This is a genomic window from Caulobacter sp. DWR2-3-1b2 (genome assembly GCF_049896345.1).
Classification (GTDB): domain Bacteria; phylum Pseudomonadota; class Alphaproteobacteria; order Caulobacterales; family Caulobacteraceae; genus Caulobacter.
On the sequence record NZ_JAFCUC010000001.1, the window covers coordinates 560742 to 582239 of the forward strand.

The 21498-nt window shown below is 68.7% G+C and carries 20 protein-coding genes; 8 read left to right on the top strand and 12 right to left on the bottom strand.

The window, feature by feature from the left end; genetic code table 11:
* Window positions 1-5: 5 nt before the first annotated feature.
* The 5 genes from ACP694_RS02700 to sdhC all read right to left on the bottom strand — a co-directional run bounded on the left by ACP694_RS02700 (window position 6) and on the right by sdhC (window position 4838).
* Entirely contained in the window at window positions 6-1241 is a 1236-nt protein-coding gene (locus ACP694_RS02700) for an NAD(P)/FAD-dependent oxidoreductase (protein WP_426011278.1), read from the bottom strand.
* A gap of 202 nt (window positions 1242-1443) precedes the next feature.
* Window positions 1444-2226 carry a succinate dehydrogenase iron-sulfur subunit gene (locus tag ACP694_RS02705; RefSeq protein ID WP_426010201.1) on the bottom strand — a complete coding sequence of 261 codons (783 nt, stop codon included), beginning with the start codon at window positions 2224-2226 and terminating at the stop codon, window positions 1444-1446.
* A gap of 10 nt (window positions 2227-2236) precedes the next feature.
* Window positions 2237-4024, bottom strand: a complete 1788-nt coding sequence (gene sdhA, locus ACP694_RS02710; RefSeq protein WP_426010203.1) for a succinate dehydrogenase flavoprotein subunit — start codon at window positions 4022-4024, stop codon at window positions 2237-2239.
* Complete coding sequence (sdhD, locus tag ACP694_RS02715; protein ID WP_426010205.1) at window positions 4024-4428, bottom strand: succinate dehydrogenase, hydrophobic membrane anchor protein; 405 nt, start codon at window positions 4426-4428, stop codon at window positions 4024-4026. Before sdhD ends, sdhA begins: the two co-directional genes overlap by 1 nt.
* A 2-nt stretch (window positions 4429-4430) precedes the next feature.
* A complete protein-coding gene (gene sdhC / locus ACP694_RS02720) occupies window positions 4431-4838 on the bottom strand; it encodes a succinate dehydrogenase, cytochrome b556 subunit (RefSeq protein ID WP_426010207.1) in 408 nt (135 codons plus the stop codon).
* Between the two features lie 186 nt (window positions 4839-5024).
* On the opposite strand from sdhC, the gene ACP694_RS02725 reads away from it, so the two are divergent.
* On the top strand, window positions 5025-6458 hold the full coding sequence (locus tag ACP694_RS02725) for a sensor histidine kinase (RefSeq protein ID WP_426010208.1): 1434 nt from the start codon (window positions 5025-5027) through the stop codon (window positions 6456-6458).
* A gap of 100 nt (window positions 6459-6558) precedes the next feature.
* On the opposite strand, the gene ACP694_RS02730 is transcribed toward ACP694_RS02725, so the two are convergent.
* Genes ACP694_RS02730 through ACP694_RS02740 form a run of 3 tightly spaced genes read right to left on the bottom strand, consistent with a single transcriptional unit; the run spans window position 6559 to window position 8938 of the window.
* Window positions 6559-7140 (bottom strand): NUDIX domain-containing protein, encoded by a 582-nt coding sequence (locus ACP694_RS02730; RefSeq protein WP_426010210.1) that lies wholly within the window; start codon window positions 7138-7140, stop codon window positions 6559-6561.
* 3 nt (window positions 7141-7143) lie between these two features.
* Window positions 7144-8262, bottom strand: coding sequence for a cell division protein ZapE (gene zapE, locus ACP694_RS02735; RefSeq protein ID WP_426010211.1), 1119 nt, complete (start codon window positions 8260-8262; stop codon window positions 7144-7146).
* A gap of 40 nt (window positions 8263-8302) precedes the next feature.
* Entirely contained in the window at window positions 8303-8938 is a 636-nt protein-coding gene (locus ACP694_RS02740) for a hypothetical protein (RefSeq protein ID WP_426010212.1), read from the bottom strand.
* A gap of 139 nt (window positions 8939-9077) precedes the next feature.
* On the opposite strand from ACP694_RS02740, the gene tsaE reads away from it, so the two are divergent.
* From tsaE to ACP694_RS02775, 7 genes are all read left to right on the top strand, one after another.
* Window positions 9078-9545, top strand: a complete 468-nt coding sequence (gene tsaE / locus ACP694_RS02745; RefSeq protein ID WP_426011279.1) for a tRNA (adenosine(37)-N6)-threonylcarbamoyltransferase complex ATPase subunit type 1 TsaE — start codon at window positions 9078-9080, stop codon at window positions 9543-9545.
* Window positions 9535-10638 (top strand): N-acetylmuramate/N-acetylglucosamine kinase AmgK, encoded by a 1104-nt coding sequence (gene amgK / locus ACP694_RS02750; RefSeq protein ID WP_426010213.1) that lies wholly within the window; start codon window positions 9535-9537, stop codon window positions 10636-10638. Before tsaE ends, amgK begins: the two co-directional genes overlap by 11 nt.
* Window positions 10635-11354, top strand: coding sequence for an N-acetylmuramate alpha-1-phosphate uridylyltransferase MurU (gene murU / locus ACP694_RS02755; protein ID WP_426010214.1), 720 nt, complete (start codon window positions 10635-10637; stop codon window positions 11352-11354). The genes amgK and murU overlap by 4 nt, the downstream gene beginning before the upstream one ends.
* Window positions 11351-14338: a double-strand break repair protein AddB gene (gene addB, locus ACP694_RS02760; RefSeq protein WP_426010216.1), complete on the top strand. Its 2988-nt coding sequence runs from the start codon at window positions 11351-11353 to the stop codon at window positions 14336-14338. The genes murU and addB overlap by 4 nt, the downstream gene beginning before the upstream one ends.
* 148 nt (window positions 14339-14486) lie before the next feature.
* The gene (addA, locus tag ACP694_RS02765; protein ID WP_426010218.1) at window positions 14487-17948 is read left to right on the top strand and encodes a double-strand break repair helicase AddA; all 3462 of its coding nucleotides are present in this window, start codon (window positions 14487-14489) and stop codon (window positions 17946-17948) included.
* 114 nt (window positions 17949-18062) lie between these two features.
* Window positions 18063-18398 (top strand): thioredoxin, encoded by a 336-nt coding sequence (gene trxA / locus ACP694_RS02770; RefSeq protein WP_426010219.1) that lies wholly within the window; start codon window positions 18063-18065, stop codon window positions 18396-18398.
* 204 nt (window positions 18399-18602) lie between these two features.
* Window positions 18603-18911, top strand: a complete 309-nt coding sequence (locus ACP694_RS02775; protein WP_426010220.1) for a YciI family protein — start codon at window positions 18603-18605, stop codon at window positions 18909-18911.
* 18 nt (window positions 18912-18929) lie between these two features.
* On the opposite strand, the gene ACP694_RS02780 is transcribed toward ACP694_RS02775, so the two are convergent.
* From ACP694_RS02780 to ftsY, 4 genes are all read right to left on the bottom strand, one after another.
* The gene (locus ACP694_RS02780) at window positions 18930-19040 is read right to left on the bottom strand and encodes a hypothetical protein (RefSeq protein WP_426010221.1); all 111 of its coding nucleotides are present in this window, start codon (window positions 19038-19040) and stop codon (window positions 18930-18932) included.
* A gap of 157 nt (window positions 19041-19197) precedes the next feature.
* Window positions 19198-19782 carry a MarR family winged helix-turn-helix transcriptional regulator gene (locus ACP694_RS02785; protein WP_426010223.1) on the bottom strand — a complete coding sequence of 195 codons (585 nt, stop codon included), beginning with the start codon at window positions 19780-19782 and terminating at the stop codon, window positions 19198-19200.
* Window positions 19783-19877: 95 nt separating this feature from the next.
* On the bottom strand, window positions 19878-20540 hold the full coding sequence (locus ACP694_RS02790) for an inner membrane-spanning protein YciB (protein ID WP_426010224.1): 663 nt from the start codon (window positions 20538-20540) through the stop codon (window positions 19878-19880).
* 2 nt (window positions 20541-20542) lie between these two features.
* Window positions 20543-21487, bottom strand: coding sequence for a signal recognition particle-docking protein FtsY (ftsY, locus tag ACP694_RS02795; RefSeq protein WP_426010226.1), 945 nt, complete (start codon window positions 21485-21487; stop codon window positions 20543-20545).
* Window positions 21488-21498 lie beyond the last annotated feature (11 nt).

The following is a 21498-nucleotide window of genomic DNA, read 5'->3' on the forward strand; positions in this document are numbered from 1 at the left end:
TCGTTTTACGCCGCGACTTCTTTCATGGAAATGGTCGAGTTCGCCAGCTTCTCCAAGCTGACGGGCGTGCGCTTGGCGATCAACTGCTTTCCCGCCATGAATTCGGGCGGCGCATTGACGGCCTCGACGGCCTGAACCAGGTCGCCCTTCAAGTGGAAGACAGCAAACTTGGCTCCAGACACGTCGCCGCGCACGATCTGCGTGTCTGCGTCGAACGGCAGGCCGGCGATCTGCAGTTTCAGGTCGTACTGGTCGGACCAGAACCACGGAATCTCGTGCGGCGGCATGGCGCGGCCGGTGATGGCGGCGGCGGCCTGCTTGGCCTGTTCAAGGGCGTTGGGCACGCTCTCCAGCCGGAACTGGCGGTCATACAGCGGTAGCGGCCGGTGGGTCACGTCGCCGATGGCGAATACGAACGGGTCGCTGGTCCGGGACTCCAGATCGACGACGATCCCGCCCGTGCACTCCAGGCCCGCGTCCTGGGCCAGCTCGACATTGGGATGGGCCCCGACCCCGACCAAGGCCGCGTCGCAGGCCACGACCCGGCCGTCGGCCAGTCGCACGCCCGTGATGTGGCCCCGCCTATCTCCAAGAGGGCCGCCCTCGAAGGCCTCGACCCCGGCGTTCAGTTCGAAGGCCACGCCTCGGGCGCGGTGATAGTCCTGGAAGAAGTTGGACAGGGTCTCGCAGGCGACCCGGGCCAGAACGCGCGGTTCCCGCTCGATGATCATCACGTGGCTGCCCAGGGCGCGGGCCGAGGCCGCCGCCTCCAGGCCGACATAGCCGCCGCCCACCACGGCCAGCCGTTTGCCGGGACCCAGCGCGCCCTTCAAGGCCTCGGCGTCGGCCGCCGTGCGCAGCGACAGCACACCGGCCAGGTCGGCCCCGGGGATCGGCAGCGCCCGGGCCCGAGCGCCGGTGGCCAGGATCAGATAGTCGTAAGGCAGGTGTTCGCCCGAGGCGAGGGTGACGGTCTTGGCGCCGCGATTGAAACCGATCACCACGCCGCCCAGGCGCAGCGAGACGCCAGCTTCCTCGTACCAGCTTGACGGCTTGAGCTGCAGGCCCTCGGCGTCGACCTCGCCCTTCAGCCAGCCCTTGCTCAGCGGCGGACGCTGATAGGGCAGCAGGGGCTCGTCGCCGATCAACACGATGGGGCCGACATGGCCGTACTGGCGCAGGAAGGCGGCGGCCGAACCGCCGGCATGGCCGGCGCCGACGATGACGACGCGGCTGTTCAGATCGCCCGTACCCGCTTCACTCAAAGGCCGTGTCCTCCCGTTCCGCCAAAAATGACGACGGCGTCACCTTTTGGCAAGCCGCGCGTCGATCTTGCGGACTAGAGCATTTCCCGACCTGAATGCGTCAGGCCGTGAGCTCTAATCTTTTGTTTTGACGCATTTTTCTTCACGCGAACCGGAACCACTGCGCTCGAAAAATGCTCTAGACGACCCGTTCGACCAGCATCTTCTTGATCTCGGCGATGGCCTTGGCGGGGTTCAGGCCCTTGGGACAGACCTGGGCGCAGTTCATGATCGTGTGGCAGCGATAGAGCTTGAACGGGTCTTCGAGGTCGTCGAGGCGCGCGCCAGTGGCTTCGTCGCGGCTGTCGATCAGCCAGCGATAGGCGTGCAGCAGCGTCGCCGGGCCCAGGTACTTGTCGCCGTTCCACCAATAGCTGGGGCACGAGGTCGAGCAGCAGGCGCAGAGGATGCACTCGTACAGGCCGTCCAGCTTTGAGCGGTCTTCCGGCGACTGCAGCCATTCGCTCTGCGGCTCGGGCGTGACGGTGTGCAGCCAGGGCTCGATCGAGGCGTACTGGGCGTAGAACAGCGTCAGGTCGGGGATCAGGTCCTTGACCACCGGCTGGCTGGGCAACGGCGCGATCTGCACGGCCTTGCCGGGCGTGTCGGCGTGGCCGTGGGTGCAGGCCAGGGTGTTGCGGCCGCCGATGTTCATGGCGCAGGAGCCGCAGACCCCCTCGCGGCATGAGCGACGGAAGGCCAGGGTCGGGTCGATGCTATTCTTGATGTAAAGCAGGGCGTCCAGCACCATCGGGCCGCAGGCGTCGATGTCCACCTCATAGGTGTCCCAGCGCGGATTGCGGCCGTCTTCCGGATCATACCGATAGACCTTGAAGGCGCGGGTGTTGGTGGCGCCGGCGGGCGCCGGCCAGGTCTTGCCGGCTTGCACGGTCGAGTTCTTGGGGAGGGTGAGTTGAACCATCAGCGTACCCTCAATAAACCCGCGCCTTGGGTGGGATGTAGTCGATGTCTTTCGACATGGTGTAGCTATGCACCGGGCGGAAATCGATCTTCACCTTGCCCGTGCCCTGGTCGAGCCAGGCCAGGGTGTGCTTCATCCAGGTGGTGTCGTCGCGGGTGGAGAAGTCTTCCCGGGCATGGGCGCCGCGGCTTTCGGTGCGGTTGACCGCGCTGGCCACAGTGACAACGGCCTGGCCGATCAGGTTGTCGAACTCCAGGGTTTCCATCAGGTCGGTGTTCCAGACCAGCCCGCGGTCGCTCACCTTGATATCCTTGGCCTTTTCCCAGACCACTGCCAGGCGCTCGGCGCCGCCGACCAGGGTTTCGCCGGTGCGGAACACCGCGGCGTCCTCCTGCATGGCCTTCTGCATTTCGAGGCGCAGGGCGGCTGTCGGCTGATGGCCATTGGCGTTGCGGTAGCGGTCGAAGCGGTCCAAGTGGGGATCGGTCTGAGAGACCTTCAGCTCCGGCTGGGTGGCCATCGGCTTGAGGATCTCGGCGCAGCGCAAGGCGGCGGCGCGGCCGAACACCACCAGGTCGATCAGGCTGTTGGATCCCAGGCGGTTGGCGCCGTGCACCGAGACGCAGGCCGCCTCGCCCACGGCCATCAGGCCGGGGATCACCTGGTCGGGATTGTCGCCCGACTTGGTAACGACCTCGCCGTGATAGTTGGTCGGGATGCCGCCCATGTTGTAGTGGACCGTCGGCAAGACCGGGATCGGCGCCTTGGTCACGTCCACGCCGGCGAACACCTTGGCGGTCTCGGAAATGCCGGGCAGGCGCTCGTGCAGAATTTTCGGGTCCAGGTGATCCAGGTGCAGGAAGATGTGGTCCTTGTTGGGGCCCACGCCCCGGCCTTCGCGGATTTCGATGGTCATGGCCCGGCTGACCATGTCGCGCGGAGCCAGGTCCTTCACCGAAGGGGCGTAGCGCTCCATGAAGCGCTCGCCCTCGGAATTGGTCAGGTAGCCGCCTTCGCCACGCGCGCCCTCGGTGATCAGGCAGCCGGCGCCATAGATGCCGGTGGGGTGGAACTGGACGAATTCCATGTCCTGCAGCGGTAGGCCGGCGCGCAGGGCCATGGCGTTGCCGTCGCCGGTGCAGGTGTGGGCCGATGTGGCCGAGAAATAGGCGCGGCCGTAGCCGCCGGTCGCCAGGATCACTTGCTGGGCCTGGAAGCGGTGCAGGGTGCCGTCGTCCAGCTTCCAGGCGGTGACGCCCCGGCAGACGCCGTCTTCCATGATCAGGTCGAGCGCGAAATACTCGATGAAGAACTCGGTGTCGTGGGCCAGGGACTGGCCGTACATCGTGTGCAGCATGGCGTGACCGGTGCGGTCGGCCGCGGCGCAGGTGCGCTGGATCGGACCGTTGCCGAATTCCTTGGTCATGCCACCAAAGGCGCGCTGGTAGATCTTGCCCTCGGCCGTGCGCGAGAACGGCACGCCCCAGTGTTCCAGCTCATAGACGGCGGCCGGCGCGTTGCGGGTCAGATATTCGATGGCGTCCTGGTCGCCCAGCCAGTCCGACCCCTTGACGGTGTCGTACATGTGCCAGCGCCAGTCATCCTGGCCCATGTTGCCCAGCGAGGCCGAGATTCCGCCCTGGGCGGCGACGGTGTGGCTGCGGGTCGGGAACACCTTGGTGACGCAGGCGGTCTTCAGCCCGGCCTGGGCGCACCCCAGCGCGGCGCGCAGGCCCGAGCCGCCCGCTCCGACGACGACGACGTCGAACTTGTGGTCGATAAACGTATAGGCCGACATCAAAAGACTCCGGTGAAGGCGACCTTGAGGATCGAGACGACCCCAAGAGCGCCGCCGAGGACGCATACAAACAGATTGGCCAGGACGAGAACGGTCTTGGTCATGAAGTTCGGGAAATAGTCCTCTATCACAACCTGCACCGCGCCCTTGAGATGGATCAGGGCGACAACGAGCAACAAGCACAGCAAGACCGTGTTGTGCGGGATGGCCACCCACTCGCTGGCGCCGTCGAAGCCGAGGCTGGCCAGGCGCAGGCCCGCGAACAGGCCCCACAGGGTCAACGGAATCAGGGCGACGCTCGACACCCGATCGGTGATGAAGTGGCCGACGCCGTGGTGCGAGGCGCCCAGGCCCCGAGCGCGAGACATGGGGGTGCGGAAGCGGCCGGAGGTCGAATGGGCCATGATCAAAGCGCTCCGGTTTGGGCGGCGATGACCCAGACGACGATCGCGCCGACCACGGCGAAGGCGATGGCGCAGGCGCCGGACATGTCGGCGACCTTCGGCGTGAATCCCTTGCCGGCGTCCCAGACGGTCTGGCGGACGGCGTAAGCGATGTTGAACAGCACCGCGACGGTCAGGCCAAACAGCACCAGCTTTCCCAAGAACGAGCCCAGCAGGCCGGTATAGGTCGCGTAGGCTTCAGGCCCCGAGGCCAGAGCCAGGGCCCAGCCGGCCAGCAGGAGCACGCCGACATACAGCGCCATGATGCAGGCCCGATGCAGGATCGAGCAGGTCATGGTGATGTGCCACCGCCAGACCTGGAGGTGTGGCGATAGTGGGCGCTCGGGAAGTCCCCCGCTGGTGTCGGTCATGAAAACGTCCAACCCTTTGGCTTTGTGCGTTGCGGGATGCTTTTAAGCGCGACGTTGGGGGTGTCAACGCAACGCCCTTTGTTGAGAAACGTTCTCAGCATAACAGCGGTAAGGATCAAGTGTCCCGCCAGCGGAACCTGAAGCTGAAGGTGGCGTTATCGGACCCTTAGCGGGGAGGCGCTGTTCATGTCCGGCCCGATCGACTTTCAGAACGTCTTCGACCGGATTCCCAGCCCCTACATGATGCTTGACCGCGATCTGCGCTTCGCCGCGGCCAACCGGGCCTATCTCAAGGCGGTCGAGCTGCGCTGGGAAGACATCGCCGGCCGCTACGTCTTCGACGCCTTTCCCGTCGAGGGTGAAAGCCGCCGGACCCTCGAGGAATCCCTGGCCCGGGCGCGCGACACCGGTCAGGTCGACGTGCTGCCCCTGATCGAATACGCCATCCAGCGTCCCACCCTCCTGGGCGGTGGGTCGGAAGCCCGGACGTGGAGCGCCACCCACACCCCGATCCTCGACGCGCGCGGCCACACCATCTTCATCTTGCAGCACACCCAGGACGTCACAGAGCTCCAGCGCCTGAAGGACGTCGCCTTTGGCGGTCGGGCGCCCAGCGCCGTCACAATGCTGGGCGGCGACATCCTGCAGCGCGCCGAAACCGTTCAGGCCCAGAGCCTGCAATTGCGCCGCCTGTTCATGCAGGCGCCCAGCTTCATGGCCATATTGCGCGGCCCCGATCACGTGTTCGAGCTGATCAACAACACCTATCTGCAGCTGATCGGCCACCGCGACGTGGTCGGTCTGCCAATGCGCGAGGCCCTGCCGGAAGTTGTCGAGCAGGGCTTCCCCGATCTGCTCGACAAGGTCCGATCGAGCGCCGAGGCCTTCGTGGGCCGACAGATCAAGATCGCCCTGCAGCGCACGCCGGACGGACCGCTGGAAGACCGCTATCTCGACTTCGTCTACCAGCCGATCATCGAGGACGACGGCTCGGTGTCGGGCGTCTTCGTCGAGGGGTTCGACATCAGCGATCAGGTCCAGGCCCAGGACCAGCAACGCCTGCTGCTCGACGAGCTTAACCACCGCGTCAAGAACACCCTGGCCACGGTTCAGGCCATTTCCCAGCAGACCCTGCGCGGCGCGTCCGATCCTGCAGCCTTCGCCAAGGCCTTCGAAGCGCGTTTGCTGGCCCTGTCTCAGACCCACAACGCCCTGACCGACGGCCAGTGGTCCGGCGCGGGCCTGCGCCAAATCCTCAACCTTGAACTGCTGCCGCATGGCGCCGAGCGCGTCAGCCTGGACGGACCCGACGCCCATCTGCCAGCTCGCACGGCCCTGTCGCTAGGCATGGTGTTCCATGAATTGACCACCAACGCCGCCAAGTACGGGGCCTTGGCCCAGGATGGCCGGTTGTCGGTGCATTGGCAGGGGGAGGGTGACGGCCTGGCCTTCACCTGGCACGAGGCCGGCGGACCCACGGTCGCCCCGCCCACCCGGCGCGGTTTCGGCTCGCGCTTGATCGAGCGCAGCATCACCAGCGAACTGCGCGGCAGGTTCGCGATCGACTACCGACCAGAGGGCGTGCTCTGCGAGTTCTGGGTGCCCGTGGCCGTGGCCTAGAGCATTTCCCGACCTGACGGCGTCAGGCCGTGAGCTCTAATCTTTTGTTTTGACGCATTTTTCTTCACGCGAACCGGAACCACTTCGCTCGAAAAATGCTCTAGCGAAACAGGTTCAGCGCCGCCCATTGCAGCAGCAGGATGGTCTTGGCGTCGCAAATCCCGCCGCTGGCGACCATGGCGAGGGCTTCGTCGATCGAGCGCTCCAGCACCTGGACCTCTTCGCCCTCTTCTTCCAGGCCGCCGCCGTCGGAGACCTTCATCGAGGCGTCGTACTCGGCGACGAAGAAATGCAGGATCTCGGTGATCGCGCCGGGGCTCATGAAGGCCTGGAACACCTTGCGCACGCCGGTCAGCCGGTAACCGACCTCCTCCTCCACCTCGGCCCGGATACGGTCCTCGGGCGAAGCGTCGTCCAGCAGGCCGGCGGGGGTCTCGATCAGCAGGTCGTCATAACCCACGGCATAGGCCGGATAGCGAAACTGCCGGGTCAGCAGCACGGTGCGGGCCGCCATGTTGTAGGGCAGCAGTGTGCAGCCATCGCCCCGGTCATAGGTCTCGCGGCTCAGGGTCGCCCACTGGCCGTCGTCGCGCTGCCAGTCGAACATCGTCTTCTTCAGGAGGTAGTGGTCGTCGGATAGCACCGTGACGGTCTTGACCCGCACCCGATCGGCGACGCTCATCCCCTAGTCCCTCACCTTAGCCACATAGTCAGCTGACCGCATTTCCTGCAGACGCGACACCGTGCGCTCGAACTCGAACGACCCATCTCCGGCCGGATACAGAGCGTCGGGCTCGCCATCGGCCAGGGCCACCAGCTTGGCGTCGGCCTCGTAGAGCGAATCGATCAGGGTGTTGAAGCGCTTGGCCGCGTCACGCCGCTCGGGCGTGAGCAGCGGCACGTCTTCCAGGAACACGGTGTGGAAGCGCGCGGCGACCGCCAGATAGTCCTGCGGCCCCAGGGCCTGCTGGCACAGGCTGGCGAACGAGGCGCGCAGCAGGCCGCCGACGGCGCGGGGCAGGCGCATCTTGCGGCCCAGAACCTCGAGCGTGGCGCCGGTCTCCTCGGCCCCATCCAGCATGTCGGCCCAGAGGGCGTCGAACTCGGCGGCGGTCGTCTTGTCGTTGGGCGCAAGCCAGGTGCGGGCGGCGCGCAGGCGGTCGAGGCGGAAATCGACCGGGCCCCGCACGGCGACCACGTCCATCCGGTCCTTCAGCATGGCGATGAAGGGGACGAAGAGCTGGCGGTTGAGGCCGTCCTTGTAGAGGTCGTCCGGCGGCCGGTTGGAGGTCGCCACCAGGGTTACGCCCTGGGCGAACAGCGCCTCGAACAGGCGGCCCAGGATCATGGCGTCGGCGATGTCGGTGACCTGCAGCTCGTCGAAGCACAGCAGGCGGGCCTGGGCGGCGATCAGATCGGCGGTCGGCGCGATCGGGTCGTCGCCCCTGTGCTGGCCAAACCGCGCCTTGCGCTCGGCCGCGTCACCCTTGCGCCAGGCGTCGATATGGCCGTGGACCTCGGCCATGAAGCCGTGGAAGTGGATGCGGCGCTTCTTGTCGATGGGCGCGCTGTCGAAGAACAGGTCCATCAGCATCGACTTGCCGCGTCCCACCGGACCCCACAGATAGACGCCCTTCTGGCCCTTGGGCTTGCGGCCAAACAGCGAGAAGCCGGGCTCGCCCGCCCCGTCCAGATCGGCCTCCAGCCGCGCCAGCGCATCGACGGCGGCGGCCTGGGCGGCATCGGGCTTGATCTCGCCCTGAGCCAGGCGGTCGCGATAGGCGGTTCGAACGGATGTCGGCATCGCGGACGGGGTTAGCGCGAGGAGCGCCGCGGGGAAAGGCCTAGACCCCCAGATCCTGGCGCACGAAACGGTAGGTCTCGCGCTTCTCGCAGGCGCAGGCCTTCATCTGGCCGTCCTTGGTCCACCAGACCAGCAGCGGATAGGCGAAGTTCACGCCATTGTCCTTGAGCAGCGGCCGCAGGTCATCGACGGTCTTGCGGCCGGCCTCGATCACCGCCGTGCGGGCCACGTCGCCGTCGGCGGGCGCGATGCCGGCGGCCGTCCAGGCCTCGACCGGTGTGGCGTCCCACTTTTCCGACAGGGCCCAGCTGCGGTTGACCCACATCTCGGCGACGGTCGCCCGCTCGGCCGGCGTGGATTTCGGCACGCCGTTGCGGTCGGCGCGGGCGATCTCGATCAGCCGGGTGTCGACGCCCGCCTTGTGCAGGCCCGGATATTCCTCGGCCTTGAACCGCACGCAGTCGGGGCAGGTGCGGAAGCTGACCATGTAAAGCTTTTGCCTCTTCAGTCCCGGCGACACCCAGCCGGAGGTCTCCAGGATCTTGGTGATCTCGGCCTGGTGTTTGGTGATGGTCTTGGGCCGCCAGCGCAGCTCTATGTTCCAATAGGCCCAACCCGCCGCGCCCACGACGAGGATCACGACGGCGACGATCAGCCAACGGCCCAGGGTTTTCATCAAGCGCTCCTCATCCAGTCCCGCACCGTCGAACAGCTAAGAGCCGTCGTCAAACTTTCCTGAGGACAGCGGCCCGGCCGCCTTGGAAGCGCGGCGCGGCTTGTCTAGACTCAGGCTTCGGGTCGATCCGCCGCCCGCCATGCCAAGGACCCGCGTGATCGAAGTCGCCCTGCCCGATGAAGCCGCCACCCAGCGCCTGGGTATTCGGCTATCGCGCGCCCTGAGGCCGGGCGACGCGATCTGCCTGACGGGACCGCTCGGCGCCGGCAAGTCAACCCTGGCTCGCGCCCTGATCCGCGCCTTGACCTCGCCGGACGAGGAGGTGCCCAGCCCCACCTTCACCCTGGTGCAGTTCTATGACGGCCCCGCCTTCCCGGTCGCCCATTTCGACCTCTACCGCCTGACCGATCCCGACGAGGCCTACGAGATCGGGCTGGACGAGGCGCTGGAGGACGGCGCGGTGCTGATCGAATGGCCCCAGCGGCTGGAGGGGCGTCTGCCCGCCAACCGACTCGCTATAGACATCACCCCCAGCGACGATGGCGAGGCGCGCCGCGCGACCCTGACGCCGCACGGAACCTTCGAAGGACGCAAGCTTGAGCTCTGATCGCGAAACGGCCCGAGAGACGGCGAAGGCGGCCTTCTTGACCGCCCAAGGCTTCGGCGACGTCCGCCGCGAGTCGCTGGGCGGCGACGCCTCGACCCGCAGCTACGAGCGCCTGCATCGTGGGGACCAAAGCTTCATCTTCATGGACCAGCCGCCGGCGCTGGAGAGCTCGGTGTGCCCGCCCGACGCCAGCGACGCCGAGCGCCTGGCCTCGGGCTACAACGCCGCCGCGCGCCTGGCCGCCGGCTCAGTCGCCGCCTTCGTGGCCACCGCCGCCTATCTGCGCGACCGAGGCCTCTCCGCGCCGAGGATCTTCGCCCATGACATCGCCGCCGGCCTGGCGGTGCTGGAAGACCTGGGCGACGGCCTCTATGCCACCCTGATCGCCGAGGGGCAGGATGAGACGCCGCTCTACGAGGCCGCCGTCGACGTCCAGATCGCCCTGCACAGCGCGGCGCCGCCGCAGGTGCTAACCGCCGAGGGGGGCGTGTCCTGGCCGCTGCTGACCTATGACGCCCTGGCCCTGAAGGTCGCCACCGACACCTTCCTGGAATGGTGGCCCAAGTTCGCCGGCCTGCCGGACTTCAGCGACGCCGCCGTGGCCGGCTGGGACGCTCTGTGGGCCCCGGTCTGGGTGCGCGGCGAAGCCGGCGCCTCGGTGTTCACCCACCGTGACTATCATGCCCAGAACCTGATCTGGCTGCCGGGCCGCGACGGCGTGGCACGGGTCGGCCTGCTGGACTTCCAGGACGCCCTGCGCGCCCATCCGGCCTGGGACCTGACCCATCTGCTGCAGGACGCCCGCCGCGACGTGTCACCGGCGCTGGAACAGGCCATGCTCGACCGCTACCTGGCCGCCCGGCCGGCGCTGGACCGGGAAGCCTTTATCGCAGACTACCGCGCCTTGGCCGCCTCGAACGCGGCGCGGATCCTGGGCCGGGTGTTCGCCCGCCAGGCGTTGGCGGGCCGCCCGCAGTACGAGGCCTTCATGCCGCGCACCTGGCGCTATCTGGAGCGCAACCTCGAAAGCCCGGCGCTGGCCGGGCTGAAGACCTGGTTCGACGCCAATGTGCCGGCCGAGGCGCGTCGATGAGCGCCTTTCCCACGGTCGCCATGGTCCTGGCTGCGGGTCTGGGCACCCGCATGCGACCCCTGACCGACGACCGGCCCAAGGCGCTGGTCGAGGTGGGCGGCAAGGCGCTGATCGACCACATGCTGGACCGCCTGGCCGCCGCCGGGGTCGAGACCGCCGTGGTCAATGTCCACGCCTTCGCCGACCGGCTGGAGGCGCATCTGGCGGCGCGCTCGGCTCGGGGCGCCCGTCCTCGGATCGTCATCTCCGACGAACGCCCCCAGGCGCTGGAAACCGGCGGCGGCCTCAAGCACGCCCTGCCGCTGCTGGGCGACGCGCCGGTCTGGGTGGCCAATATCGACTCCGTCTGGATCGAGCACGGCGGCTCGGCCATCGAGGCGATTGCGCGGGCCTGGGATCCGGCGGCCATGGATGTCTGCCTGATGCTGGCCTCGACCACCGAGTCGCTCGGCTTCCACGACAGCGGCGACGTGTTCCTCGACGATGGCGTGGTGCGCTTCAAGACCGCCGGCGAGACCGCGTCGCTGGTCTATGTCGGGGTCCATATCTGCAAGCCCGGGATCGTGTCCGACGGTCCCGAGGGTCCGTTTTCGCTGACCCCGATCTGGCGGGTCCTGGCCGCCGGGGGCCGCGTCCATGGCGTCACGCCGGACGGTCTCTGGATGCATGTCGGCGACCCCCAGGCCGTGATCGCCGCCGAGGCCAGGCTGGCATGAGCGCGGCGGGTCCCTTCGACACGCCGGGGCCGCGCTGGTTCTCGATCCCCGCTCACCGGCCGTTCGTCGAGGACCTGGCCCGCGGGCTGCTGAGCGCCTTGGCCCCACTGGGTCCCGAGGCCCTGCCCCGCGCTACGGTGCTGACCCCGACGCGGCGCGGGGCCCGCGCCCTGGCCGACGCCTTCGTCCAGGTGATCGACGGGGCGGCGGGCGCCGGCAAGGCCCTGCTGCTGCCGCAGATCCGGCCGCTGGGCGATCTGGACGAGGGCGAGCCGCCGTTCGAGCCGGGCGAGATCAGCCTGGACGTGCCGCCCGCTGTCTCGTCGCGCCGCCGGCGGTTCGAGTTGGCCCGGCTGGTCGCCGACCACGCCCACCTGCTGGACTTCACCCCCCAGGCGGGCCAGGCCCTGGAGATGGCCAAGGCCTTGGCCGAGTTCCTCGACAGCTGCCAGATCGAGGAGCTGATCACCGACGACGGTCGCCTCGACGGCTTGGCCGAGGGCGACCTGGCCCAGCACTGGCAGGTCTCGGCCAGGTTCCTGAAGGCCATCCTCGCCGCCTGGCCCAAGCGCCTGGACGACCTGGGCCTGATCGACGTCAGCGACCGCCGCGTGCGGCTGCTCAACGCGCTCTCGGACCAGTGGGAAGACGCGCCGCCACAGGGGGTGATGATCGCCGCCGGCTCGACGGGCACGGCCCCGGCCACCGCCCGCCTGCTGGGCGTGATCGCCAACCTGCCCCAGGGCGCCGTGGTGCTGCCGGGCCTTGACGAGGGCCTGGCCGAGGACGCCTGGGGCCAGGTCGGCGAGCAGCATCCGCAGGGCGCGATGAAGCGCCTGCTCGATCGCTTCAAGGCCACGCGCGCCGAAGTCCGCCCCTGGTGGCCCGAAGCCGATAGCCGGGGCCGTTGGCGGCGTCGGCTGATCAACGAGGCCCTGCGCCCGGCCGAGGCCACCGCCGACTGGCTGGCCCAGATCGATCGGCTTCGCGCCGAGGCCCCGGACCTCGACCCGATCGCCGAGGGGTTGAAGGGCCTGTCGCTGATCAGCGCCCGCACCGAGGAGGAGGCCGCCGTCGCCTGCGCGCTTCTCTTGCGCGAAGCGCTGGAGACCCCCGGCCAGACCGCCGCCCTGGTCACGCCCGACCAGGAACTGGCTCGCCGGGTCGCCGCTCGCCTGGCCCGCTGGGGCGTGATCGCCGACAGCTCGGCCGGCGCGCCCCTGGCTGCCAGTCCCGCCGCGATCCTGGCCCAGCACGTCGCCGCCCTCGCCATCGACCCGCTGGACCCCGTGCGCCTGCTGGCCGTGGCCAAGCATCCGCTGCTGCGGGCCGACGCCGACGCCGCTTGCGACCTGGAACTGAAGGGTCTGCGGGGCCCGGCGCCCCGCGACGCCGCGCAACTGCTCGGCAAGCTCGACGCCTATCCCGACGCGCGCCGCCTCGCCGAGCGGGTGCTGGCCGCCGCGCGCCAGGCCGCGGCGCCCTATGTCGATGACCAAGGCGCCCCCGCCACCGCCGCGCGGGCCCTGGTTGAGAGCCTGGAAGCCCTGGCCGACCCTGGCGACCTGTGGGCCGGCTCGGCGGGCGAGGGCCTGGCCAGCCTGTTGTCATCGCTGATAACCGACGGACTGGTCCTGCCACCGGCTTCGAAGATCGGTTTCGGCGACCTGCTGGACCGGCTGGTCAATGAGGAGACCCTGCGGGTCGGCGGCGCCACCCATCCGCGCCTGCGGATCTTCGGAGCCATCGAGGCGCGGATGGTCCGGGCCGATCGCTTGATCCTGGCCGGACTTGAGGAGGGGATCTGGCCAAAGGGCGCGCCGATCGACCCGTTCCTGTCGCGACCGATGCGCGAGCGCCTGGGCCTACCGCCGCCCGAGCGCCGCATCGGCCTGACCGCCCATGACTTCGCCCAGGCCGCCGCCGCGCCAGATGTCATCCTGGTCCACAGCGAGCGCCGGGGCGGCGCGCCGGCCGTCGAGAGCCGTTGGCTGTGGCGGCTGCGCACCCTGGCGCGCGGCGCGGGCCAGGCCCTGCCGGAGCGCGCCGACGTGCTGGCCTGGGCTCGCGACCTTGACGCGCCAGGCCCCTACGCCCCGATCAGCCGCCCGGCGCCCACGCCTCCCGTCGCCGACCGTCCGCGCCGCATGGCCGTCACCCGCATCGAGGCCCTGACCCGCGACCCCTACGCCGTTTGGGCGCGCGACATCCTCAAGCTGTTTCCACTGGAGCGCCCCAACGAGCCGGTCGAGGCGCGGGCGCGCGGCACGGCGATCCACGCGGCGTTCGAGACCTTCTCGCTCGACCATCCGGGCCCTGTCCCGACCGACGCGGCCGAAATCTTCGCCGGGCTCTATCTGTCCGAACTGGTCCAGGCCGGCATGCCGCCCGCCGCCCTGGCCCGCGAGCGCGCCCTGGCCCGCGAGGCGGCGCTGTGGGTGGCCGACCTGGAGACCCGTCGCCGGGCCGGCGCCGAGCGCGTCGTCGTCGAGGCCACCGGCACGCTGACCTTCGACATCGGCGGTCGGCCCTTCACCGTCTTCGCCAAGGCCGACCGCATCGAGCCGACCGCCGACGGCTTGGCCCACATCCTCGACTACAAGACCGGCGCCGCGCCGTCGAAAAAGCAGGTCGAGACCGGCTTCTCTCCCCAGCTGACCCTGACCGCGGCCATCCTGCGCGAGGGCGGCTTCGAGGCCGTCGGTCGCCGCGAGCCTGGCGACCTGACCTATCTGCGGGTCACGGGCCGCAAGCCGGCCGGTGTGGAAGAGGTGCGGGCGACCGCTGGGGGCGACAGCCGGGAGGCGGCGGTCAAGGCCTTGCAGGGCCTGCGCGACTTGATCGAGCGCTACGACAATCCCGACCAGCCCTACCTGTCGCGCGTGGCGCCGCAGTTCGTGCACGACCATGCGGGCGACTACGGCCACCTGGCGCGAGTGTTCGAATGGTCCACCAGCGGCGATGACGGGGAGGGCAGCGAATGAGCCTCGCGCCGACCAAACAGGTCCTTCCCCTGTCGGGGAGGCGGCGCGCAGCGCCGGCGGGGGGAGCCGTCGGGCGGTGGTTCACCCCCCCCTCCGTCGCCCCGGATCAAGTCCGGGGCGCCGCCTCCCCCACAGGGGGAGGATTTTCATGATCGACCCCCAACGCATCGCCGCCGATCCGGCCATCTCGGCCTTCGTCACCGCCAATGCCGGCTCGGGCAAGACCAAGACCCTGATCGACCGGGTCGCGCGCCTGCTGTTGGCCGGCTCCACGCCCGAAGCCATCCTCTGCGTCACCTACACCAAGGCCGCCGCCGCTGAGATGCAGCGCCGGCTTTTCGAGCGGCTGGGCGAATGGTGCGTGACGCCCGACGCCAGGCTGCGCGAGCAACTGGGCGCGCTGGAGGGTCGGGATCCCGCCAGTTTCGGCCACCGCGAGCTATCCAAGGCTCGGGGCCTGTTCGCCAAGGCGCTGGAAACCCCCGGCGGGCTGAAGATCCAGACCATCCACGCCTTCTGTGAGAAACTGCTGCGGCGCTTTCCGCTGGAGGCCGGGGTGTCGCCCGGCTTCACGGTGATGGACGACAGCGCCTCGGCCGCCATCGCCCAGGGCGCGCTGCGGCAGGTGGCGACCTGGGTCACCGACCATGACGACCCCTACGCCCTGGCCTATGCCCGGTTCTCGGTGGCCCTGGACTTCGCGGCCTTCGAGGCGATGTTCGCCACCTTCGAGAGCCAGCGCGGGGCGATCGGCGCCTATCTCGAGGCCCAGGGCGGGCCGTCGGGCGCGATCGAGGATGTCTGGAAGGCCTGCGGCTTCCACTACGGCCCCAGCAGCGTCGAGCGGGTGGTCGCCGAGGCCATGGCCGAGCTGGACCGCGACCTGTGGGGCTCGGTCGCTGACGTGCTGCTGAACGGGACGAAGACCGACATCAAGTGCGCCGGCCTGATGGCCCAGATCGCCGGCGATCCGCACGCCGATCTCGACCAGGCCCTCGCGGCGCTGTTCACCGAGAAGGGCGTCGGCACGCCAATGACCTGGCCGGCCAAGACCTCGGGCCTGAAGTCCCGCGAGGATCTTCGTGCCCGCCTGCTGGCCGAACAGGAGCGTCTTGAGGAGGCCCGCGAATGGCTGCGCGCCGCCCGGGTGGCCGAGGACAGCAGCGATGCCCTGCGCCTGGCCGGCCTCTACATTTCCTCGCACCAGGTCGAGAAGGCGGCGCGCGGCGCGTTGGACTTCGCCGACCTGATCGACCGCACCCGCGTGTTGCTCACCGAGAAGGTCGATGCGGCCTGGGTGCTCTATAAGCTGGACGGCGGCATCGACCACATCCTGCTGGACGAGGCCCAGGACACCGCCCCCGACCAATGGGCGATCCTGCGGGCCCTGACCTCCGACTTCTTCGCCGGCGAGGGCGCGGCGCGGTGGAGGGCGGGGGAGGACACCCGGACCCTGTTCGTGGTTGGCGACGAGAAGCAGTCGATCTACTCGTTCCAGGGCGCCGACCCGCAGCGCCTGCTGGCCGAAACGCAGCAATATATCGCCCAGATCACCGCCGCCGACCGGGTGGGAAAGGCCGTGCCCCTGACCACCTCCTACCGTTCGACGGTGGAGGTGCTGAGCTTCGTCGACGCTCTGTTCTCGGCGCCGGAGACCCGCTCGGGCGTGCCGGCCCCGGCCGGCGAGGACGTGGTTCGCCACCAGCCGCACCGTATCAATCACAAGGGCTGCGTCGACCTGTGGCCGCTGGAGCGCGAGGCGCCGGGCGAGGAGCGCGAAGCCTGGGCGGCGCCGCTCGACGCCGAGAGCGAGCATGGCGCCAACCGCCGCCTGGCCGAGAAGATCGCCATCGAAATCGCGGCGCTGATCGCCCGCGGCGACGCCGTCTTCGACAAGGAAGACAAGGTCTGGCGGCCGGCTCATCCGGGCGATGTCATCGTGCTGGTTCGCCGGCGCAAGGCGTTGTTCGAGGAAGTGCTACGGGCGCTGAAGCGGCGCGGCGTGCCGGTGGCCGGCGCCGATCGCCTGTCGCTGTCGGCCCATATCGTGTTCGACGACCTGCTGGCCCTGGGCCGGTTCTGCCTGTTCCCGGACGATGATCTGACGCTGGCGGCCCTGCTGAAGAGCCCTTTCTGCGGCCTGTCGGACGACGCGTTGTACGCCTTGGCCAAGGGCCGCTCGCCGGACACGCTCTGGCGGGCGTTGGAGCGGCGGGCCGCCGAGCAGCCGGTCTGGGCCGCTGCGCGCGACCTGCTGCGCTGGGCCCTGATCGAGTCCCGCCGCAAGCAGCCGTTCGAGTTCTACGCCCTGCTGCTGGGCAAGGTGGACGAGAGCGTGCGCTCCAACCGCGCCAAGGTGTTGACGCGCCTGGGTCAGGAGGCCGCCGAGGCACTGGACGAGTTCCTTGCCCAGGTGTTGGCCGCCGAGCAGCGCGGGGTGCGCGACCTGGAGGCCCTGGTCGCTGATTTCGCCAGCCTCGACATCGTGGTCAAGCGCGAGATGGAGGGGGCGCGCCGGGAGGTGCGTGTGATGACCGCCCACGGCGCCAAGGGGCTGGAGGCCCCGATCGTCTTCCTGCCCGAAACTACGATGAAGGGCGGGGCGCGGGGCTCGCCGCTGATGGCCACCCAGGACGGCGGCTTCCTGTGGTGCGCCTCCAAGGCCAATGACTGCGAACCCTCGGCCATGGCCCGCGAGCGCCGCGAGAAGAAGGACGCCGAGGAAGCTCTTCGCCTCTACTACGTGGCCCTGACCCGGGCGCGGGATCGGCTTGTCCTCTGCGGCCGGATCGACGCGCGGACCAAGGACGAGAACGTCGGGGGTTGGTACGCCGCCGCCCAGGCCGCCTTCGCCCATTCCGACATCGAACCCCAGGTGCGGGAGATCGGTGATGAAGGGCGACGGAGATTTGGTCCCGATCCCATGCGGGCCGAAGCCACGGCCGCGATCGCCGCGCCCACCGTCATCCCGACCCCACCCTGGACCCTGGCCCCCGCGACGCCCGAAACGCCCGCCGCCCGCTATGCCGCGCCCTCGACCCTGGAGGACGAGGCCAAGGGCAGTGCGCCGTCTCCCCTGGCGGCCGTCGAAGGCCTCGGCCGTTATCGACGCGGCGAGATCATCCACCGGCTGCTGCAGCTGCTGCCTGATCTGGAGCCCGAGGGGCGGCGGGCCGCCGCGACGCGTCTGCTCCAGGCCGAGCGCGACCTGACCGACGATCAGCGCCAGGAGATGGCGGGCGCCGCCTTCGGGGTGCTGGAGGACGACCGGTTCGCCCGGGTGTTCGGCCCCGGTTCGCGGGCCGAGGTCGCGCTCGCGGGGGGCGCCGCGCGCCTGCCGCCCGACCTGAAGATTTCAGGTCGCGTCGATCGGTTGATCGTGACGCCCGACCGGGTGCTGGTGGTCGACTACAAGACCAACCGCCCGTCGCCGGCCCGCATCGAGGAGGCCGATCCGGCCCATCTGTCGCAGATGGCCATCTATGCCGCCGTGCTGGCCGAGGTGTTCCCCGATCGACCGATCGAGGCGGCGATCGTCTGGACCGACGGCCCCAAACTCATGGCGGTTCCAGAAAAGGTTATGGCCGACGCCTTGGCCAGGCTGTTCTAGATCATTGCCGTGAGGGGCGCGGGCCCCTAAATCTTGCTGCAAGATGGGCGGCGAATCCCCGACCCTGACGTTTTTCTAGCGCGCCCGCCCCCGAGGCGCAGATGGAGCCAACCGATGAGCACCTTAGCGGTGACCGACGAATCCTTCGAACGCGACGTGCTGCAGGCCGACAAGCCCGTGCTCGTCGATTTCTGGGCCGAATGGTGCGGTCCCTGTAAGCAGATCGCCCCGGCTCTGGAGCAGATTTCCGAGGAACTGGCCGACTTCGTCACCGTGGCCAAGGTCAATATCGAAGACAGCCCCACGACCCCCTCGCGCTACGGCGTGCGCGGCATCCCGACCATGATGCTGTTCCGCGGCGGCCAGATGGCGTCGATGAAGGTCGGCGCCATGCCCAAGGCCAAGATCCTCGAATGGCTGAACGAAGCCGGCGTCAAACAGCCGGCCTAGGCGTTCGCCGCTCAGGCTAACCACAGCCGCCTGCCCCGCCGACGCGAGGCGGGCGGTTCGCCTTTAGAGCATTTTTCGAGCGAAGTGGTTCCGGTTCGCGTGAAGAAAAATGCTTCAAAACAAAAGATTAGAGCTCACGGCCTGACGCAGTCAGGTCGGGAAATGCTCTAGCGGCCGACCCGAGTTGGGATGTGAGCCTTCCGCATGGCCTTTTTCCTCGTGACCATGACGCACCCCGACGGCGATGGCTGGGGCCAGCACGTCATTTCCCACGTCAACTATCTGCGCTGCCTGATCGATGCAGGGCTGATACGCGCCTCCGGGCCCGCCACCGGCCTGGGTAAGCGCGCCGGCTTCATCATCGCGACCGTGGACAGCCGCGAGGCGGTCGAACGGCTGGTCGCCGAGGATCCCTTCGCAGTCGAGGGCTTGATCGACGACCTGACGATCGTGGAGTGGGACCCGTTGTTCGGGGCGTTCGCCGAAGACGCCAGTCGCACGAAGACGGCGTAGGCCCCCTTGCGGAGCGCCCTATTTTTTCCCGGACGTGACGATGAACGGCGACGCGGCGGCTGGCGCGGCCTTCTTGTCGGCCTTCGGTTTGCGGACTTCCTTGTTGGACTTTTTCTGACCCTTGGCCATGCGCGCTCCCTGCCAGGGCGCTCGCGCGCCGGGATGTCCAGCAGGCCGAGCCGTCCTATCGGCTTGAGACGACTTTAGGGCTTCGACGGACGCCCGCCTAAGGCTTTCGGCGGAAGAGCCGGGGAACATGCGCTTGTGCGTGTCCCCGGCTGGGCCCTCAGGCCGCCTTCTTGGCGGCCTTTTCCTTCTTGGGCTTCTTGTCCTTCTTGGCGACCTTCTCAGCCTTGGGAGCCTTGGTCTTCTTGACCTTGACCTCCGGCTCGCCGTGGACGTCGGACACAGCCATGTCGGCGAGCAACTCAAGGAAGCCCGCACGCTTGCTGGGCTTGAGCAGGGCCAGGATGCGAGCGTCGGCCATGGCCACCTTGGGACGGCTTTCCTCCAGCACGGCGGCGCCGGCCGATGTCAGGCTGACGGTGTTGGCGCGGGCGTCCAGATCGGAGCGATGACGCTCCAGATGGCCCTTGGTGATCATCCGGGCGACCATGTCGGCCAGCGTGGAACGGTCGATGCCGGTGGCGCGCACCAGGCCCGTCTGGGTGACGCCCTCGTTCTCGGCCACCGCCGCCAGAACCGCGAACTGCCGCTGGGTGACGCCGCCGGCGCCGCTCTCCTCGGCATAGATGTCGAGGGCCAGTTGCAGGACACGGTGCAGCAGGTGGCTGGGCGACCGCGTCAGGGCCCCGCCGTGATCCGCCCCGACGGACCTGCCGCCGCCCTTGTCGCCCTTGATCTTGGCCATAATCCGTCGTCCCTCGTTTCCGTCGACGGACCTTCAGGTACCACGGTTACACGTCGATTTGACGACAGATGGTCCGTGGGCTGTCGGTTGCCAACCTAGAAGCCGGCGTCCGGCGGTTCGGGTGTCTTGGCCTCGTCGCCCTTGGCCATGTGCTTCATCATGAAGGGCACCTGGGTCAGGGAGAAGACGATGGCCAGGGGCAGCAGGGCGATGCGGAACTTTACCCACAGGTCGTTGCCCTGCACCGCAGGCATGCCGTTGGTGATGGCGATGACCACCTGATTGGCGACCGCCGCGAAGGTGAAATAGCCGCCATAACGCAGGGTGAGTGTGCGCCAGGCGGCGTCGGGCAGGCGCACGGCCTCGCCGATCAGCGCCTTGAGCGGCGCGCGGCCCATCAGCGTTCCGCCGATCATGAAAAGGGCGAGGGCGCCGTTCACCACGGTCACCTTGATCTTCACGAACACGTCGCTGTGGAACACCAGGCCCAGGGCGCCGAAGATCAGGGCCATGACGCCGGAAAACAGCGGCAGCAGGGCCACACGGCGCTCGACGGCATAGCCGAGCGCCAGGGCCAGGGCCGAGGCGACGACCAGCACCCAGGTGGCGGTCTGGAAGTTCTTGGTGGCGAAGAAGGCCACGGCGAAGGCCACCGGTGCGCCGTAGTCGACGGCAGTGCGCACCCAGGCGGCGTTCTTCTTCTTGTCGGGCTGAGTGGCCAGTGCGGACGCCGGCTCGGGGGGAGGAATCTCGGTCATGTCTAGTCCTCAAGCCCCACCAGCGAGCGCGAGAAGGCACGCGCGTCGAACGGTTGTAGATCATCGACGCCTTCGCCGACGCCGATCAGCTTGATCGGGCTGTCCGAGGCCCGGGCCACCGGCACCAGCACCCCGCCGCGCGCCGTGCCATCCAGCTTGGTCATCACAATCCCGGAGACGCCGACCTGGTTGCCGAAGATCTTCTCCTGGGCCAGGGCGTTGCGGCCCACCGTGGCGTCCAGCACCAGCAGGGTCTCGTGCGGGGCGTCGGGATCGACCTTCTTGAGCACCCGAATGACCTTGAGCAGTTCGTCCATCAGGCCTTGCTTGTTCTGCAGCCGGCCGGCGGTATCGATCAGCACGACATCATGGCCTTCGAGCTTGGCGCGTTCGACGGCCTCATAGGCCAAGGCGGCGGCGTCGGAACCGGGCGGACGGCTCATGAAATCGGCCCCTGCCCGGTCGGCCCAGACCTTCAACTGCTCCACGGCGGCGGCGCGGAAGGTGTCGCCGGCGGCGATCAGCACCTTGGCGCCCTTGTTGAGGGTCAGGTCGGAGGCGATCTTGCCCAGGGTGGTGGTCTTGCCCGACCCATTGACGCCGATGAACAGCACCACATAGGGCTTGGGACCCGACAGCGGGTCGAATACCCCCTCGCGGTCGGTCAATTCGGCGGCGACCAAGTCGGCCAGGGCTTCCTTGACCTCGATCTCGGTCGAGGACTTGCCAAACCGCGCCTTGCCGAAGGCGTCGGCGATGCGGGCGGCGATCTGGGGACCAAGGTCCGCCTCGATCAGCATCTCTTCCAGCTGATCCAGCTGTTCCTGGTCCAGGGGCTTCTTGACGAAGACGCCGGTGACCTGGTCGGTCATCTGCTGGGACGACCGGGCCAGGCCCGACGTCAGGCGCTGGAACCAGCCTTTTTTCTGCTCGGGCTTTTCGCTCATGGCGTTCCTTT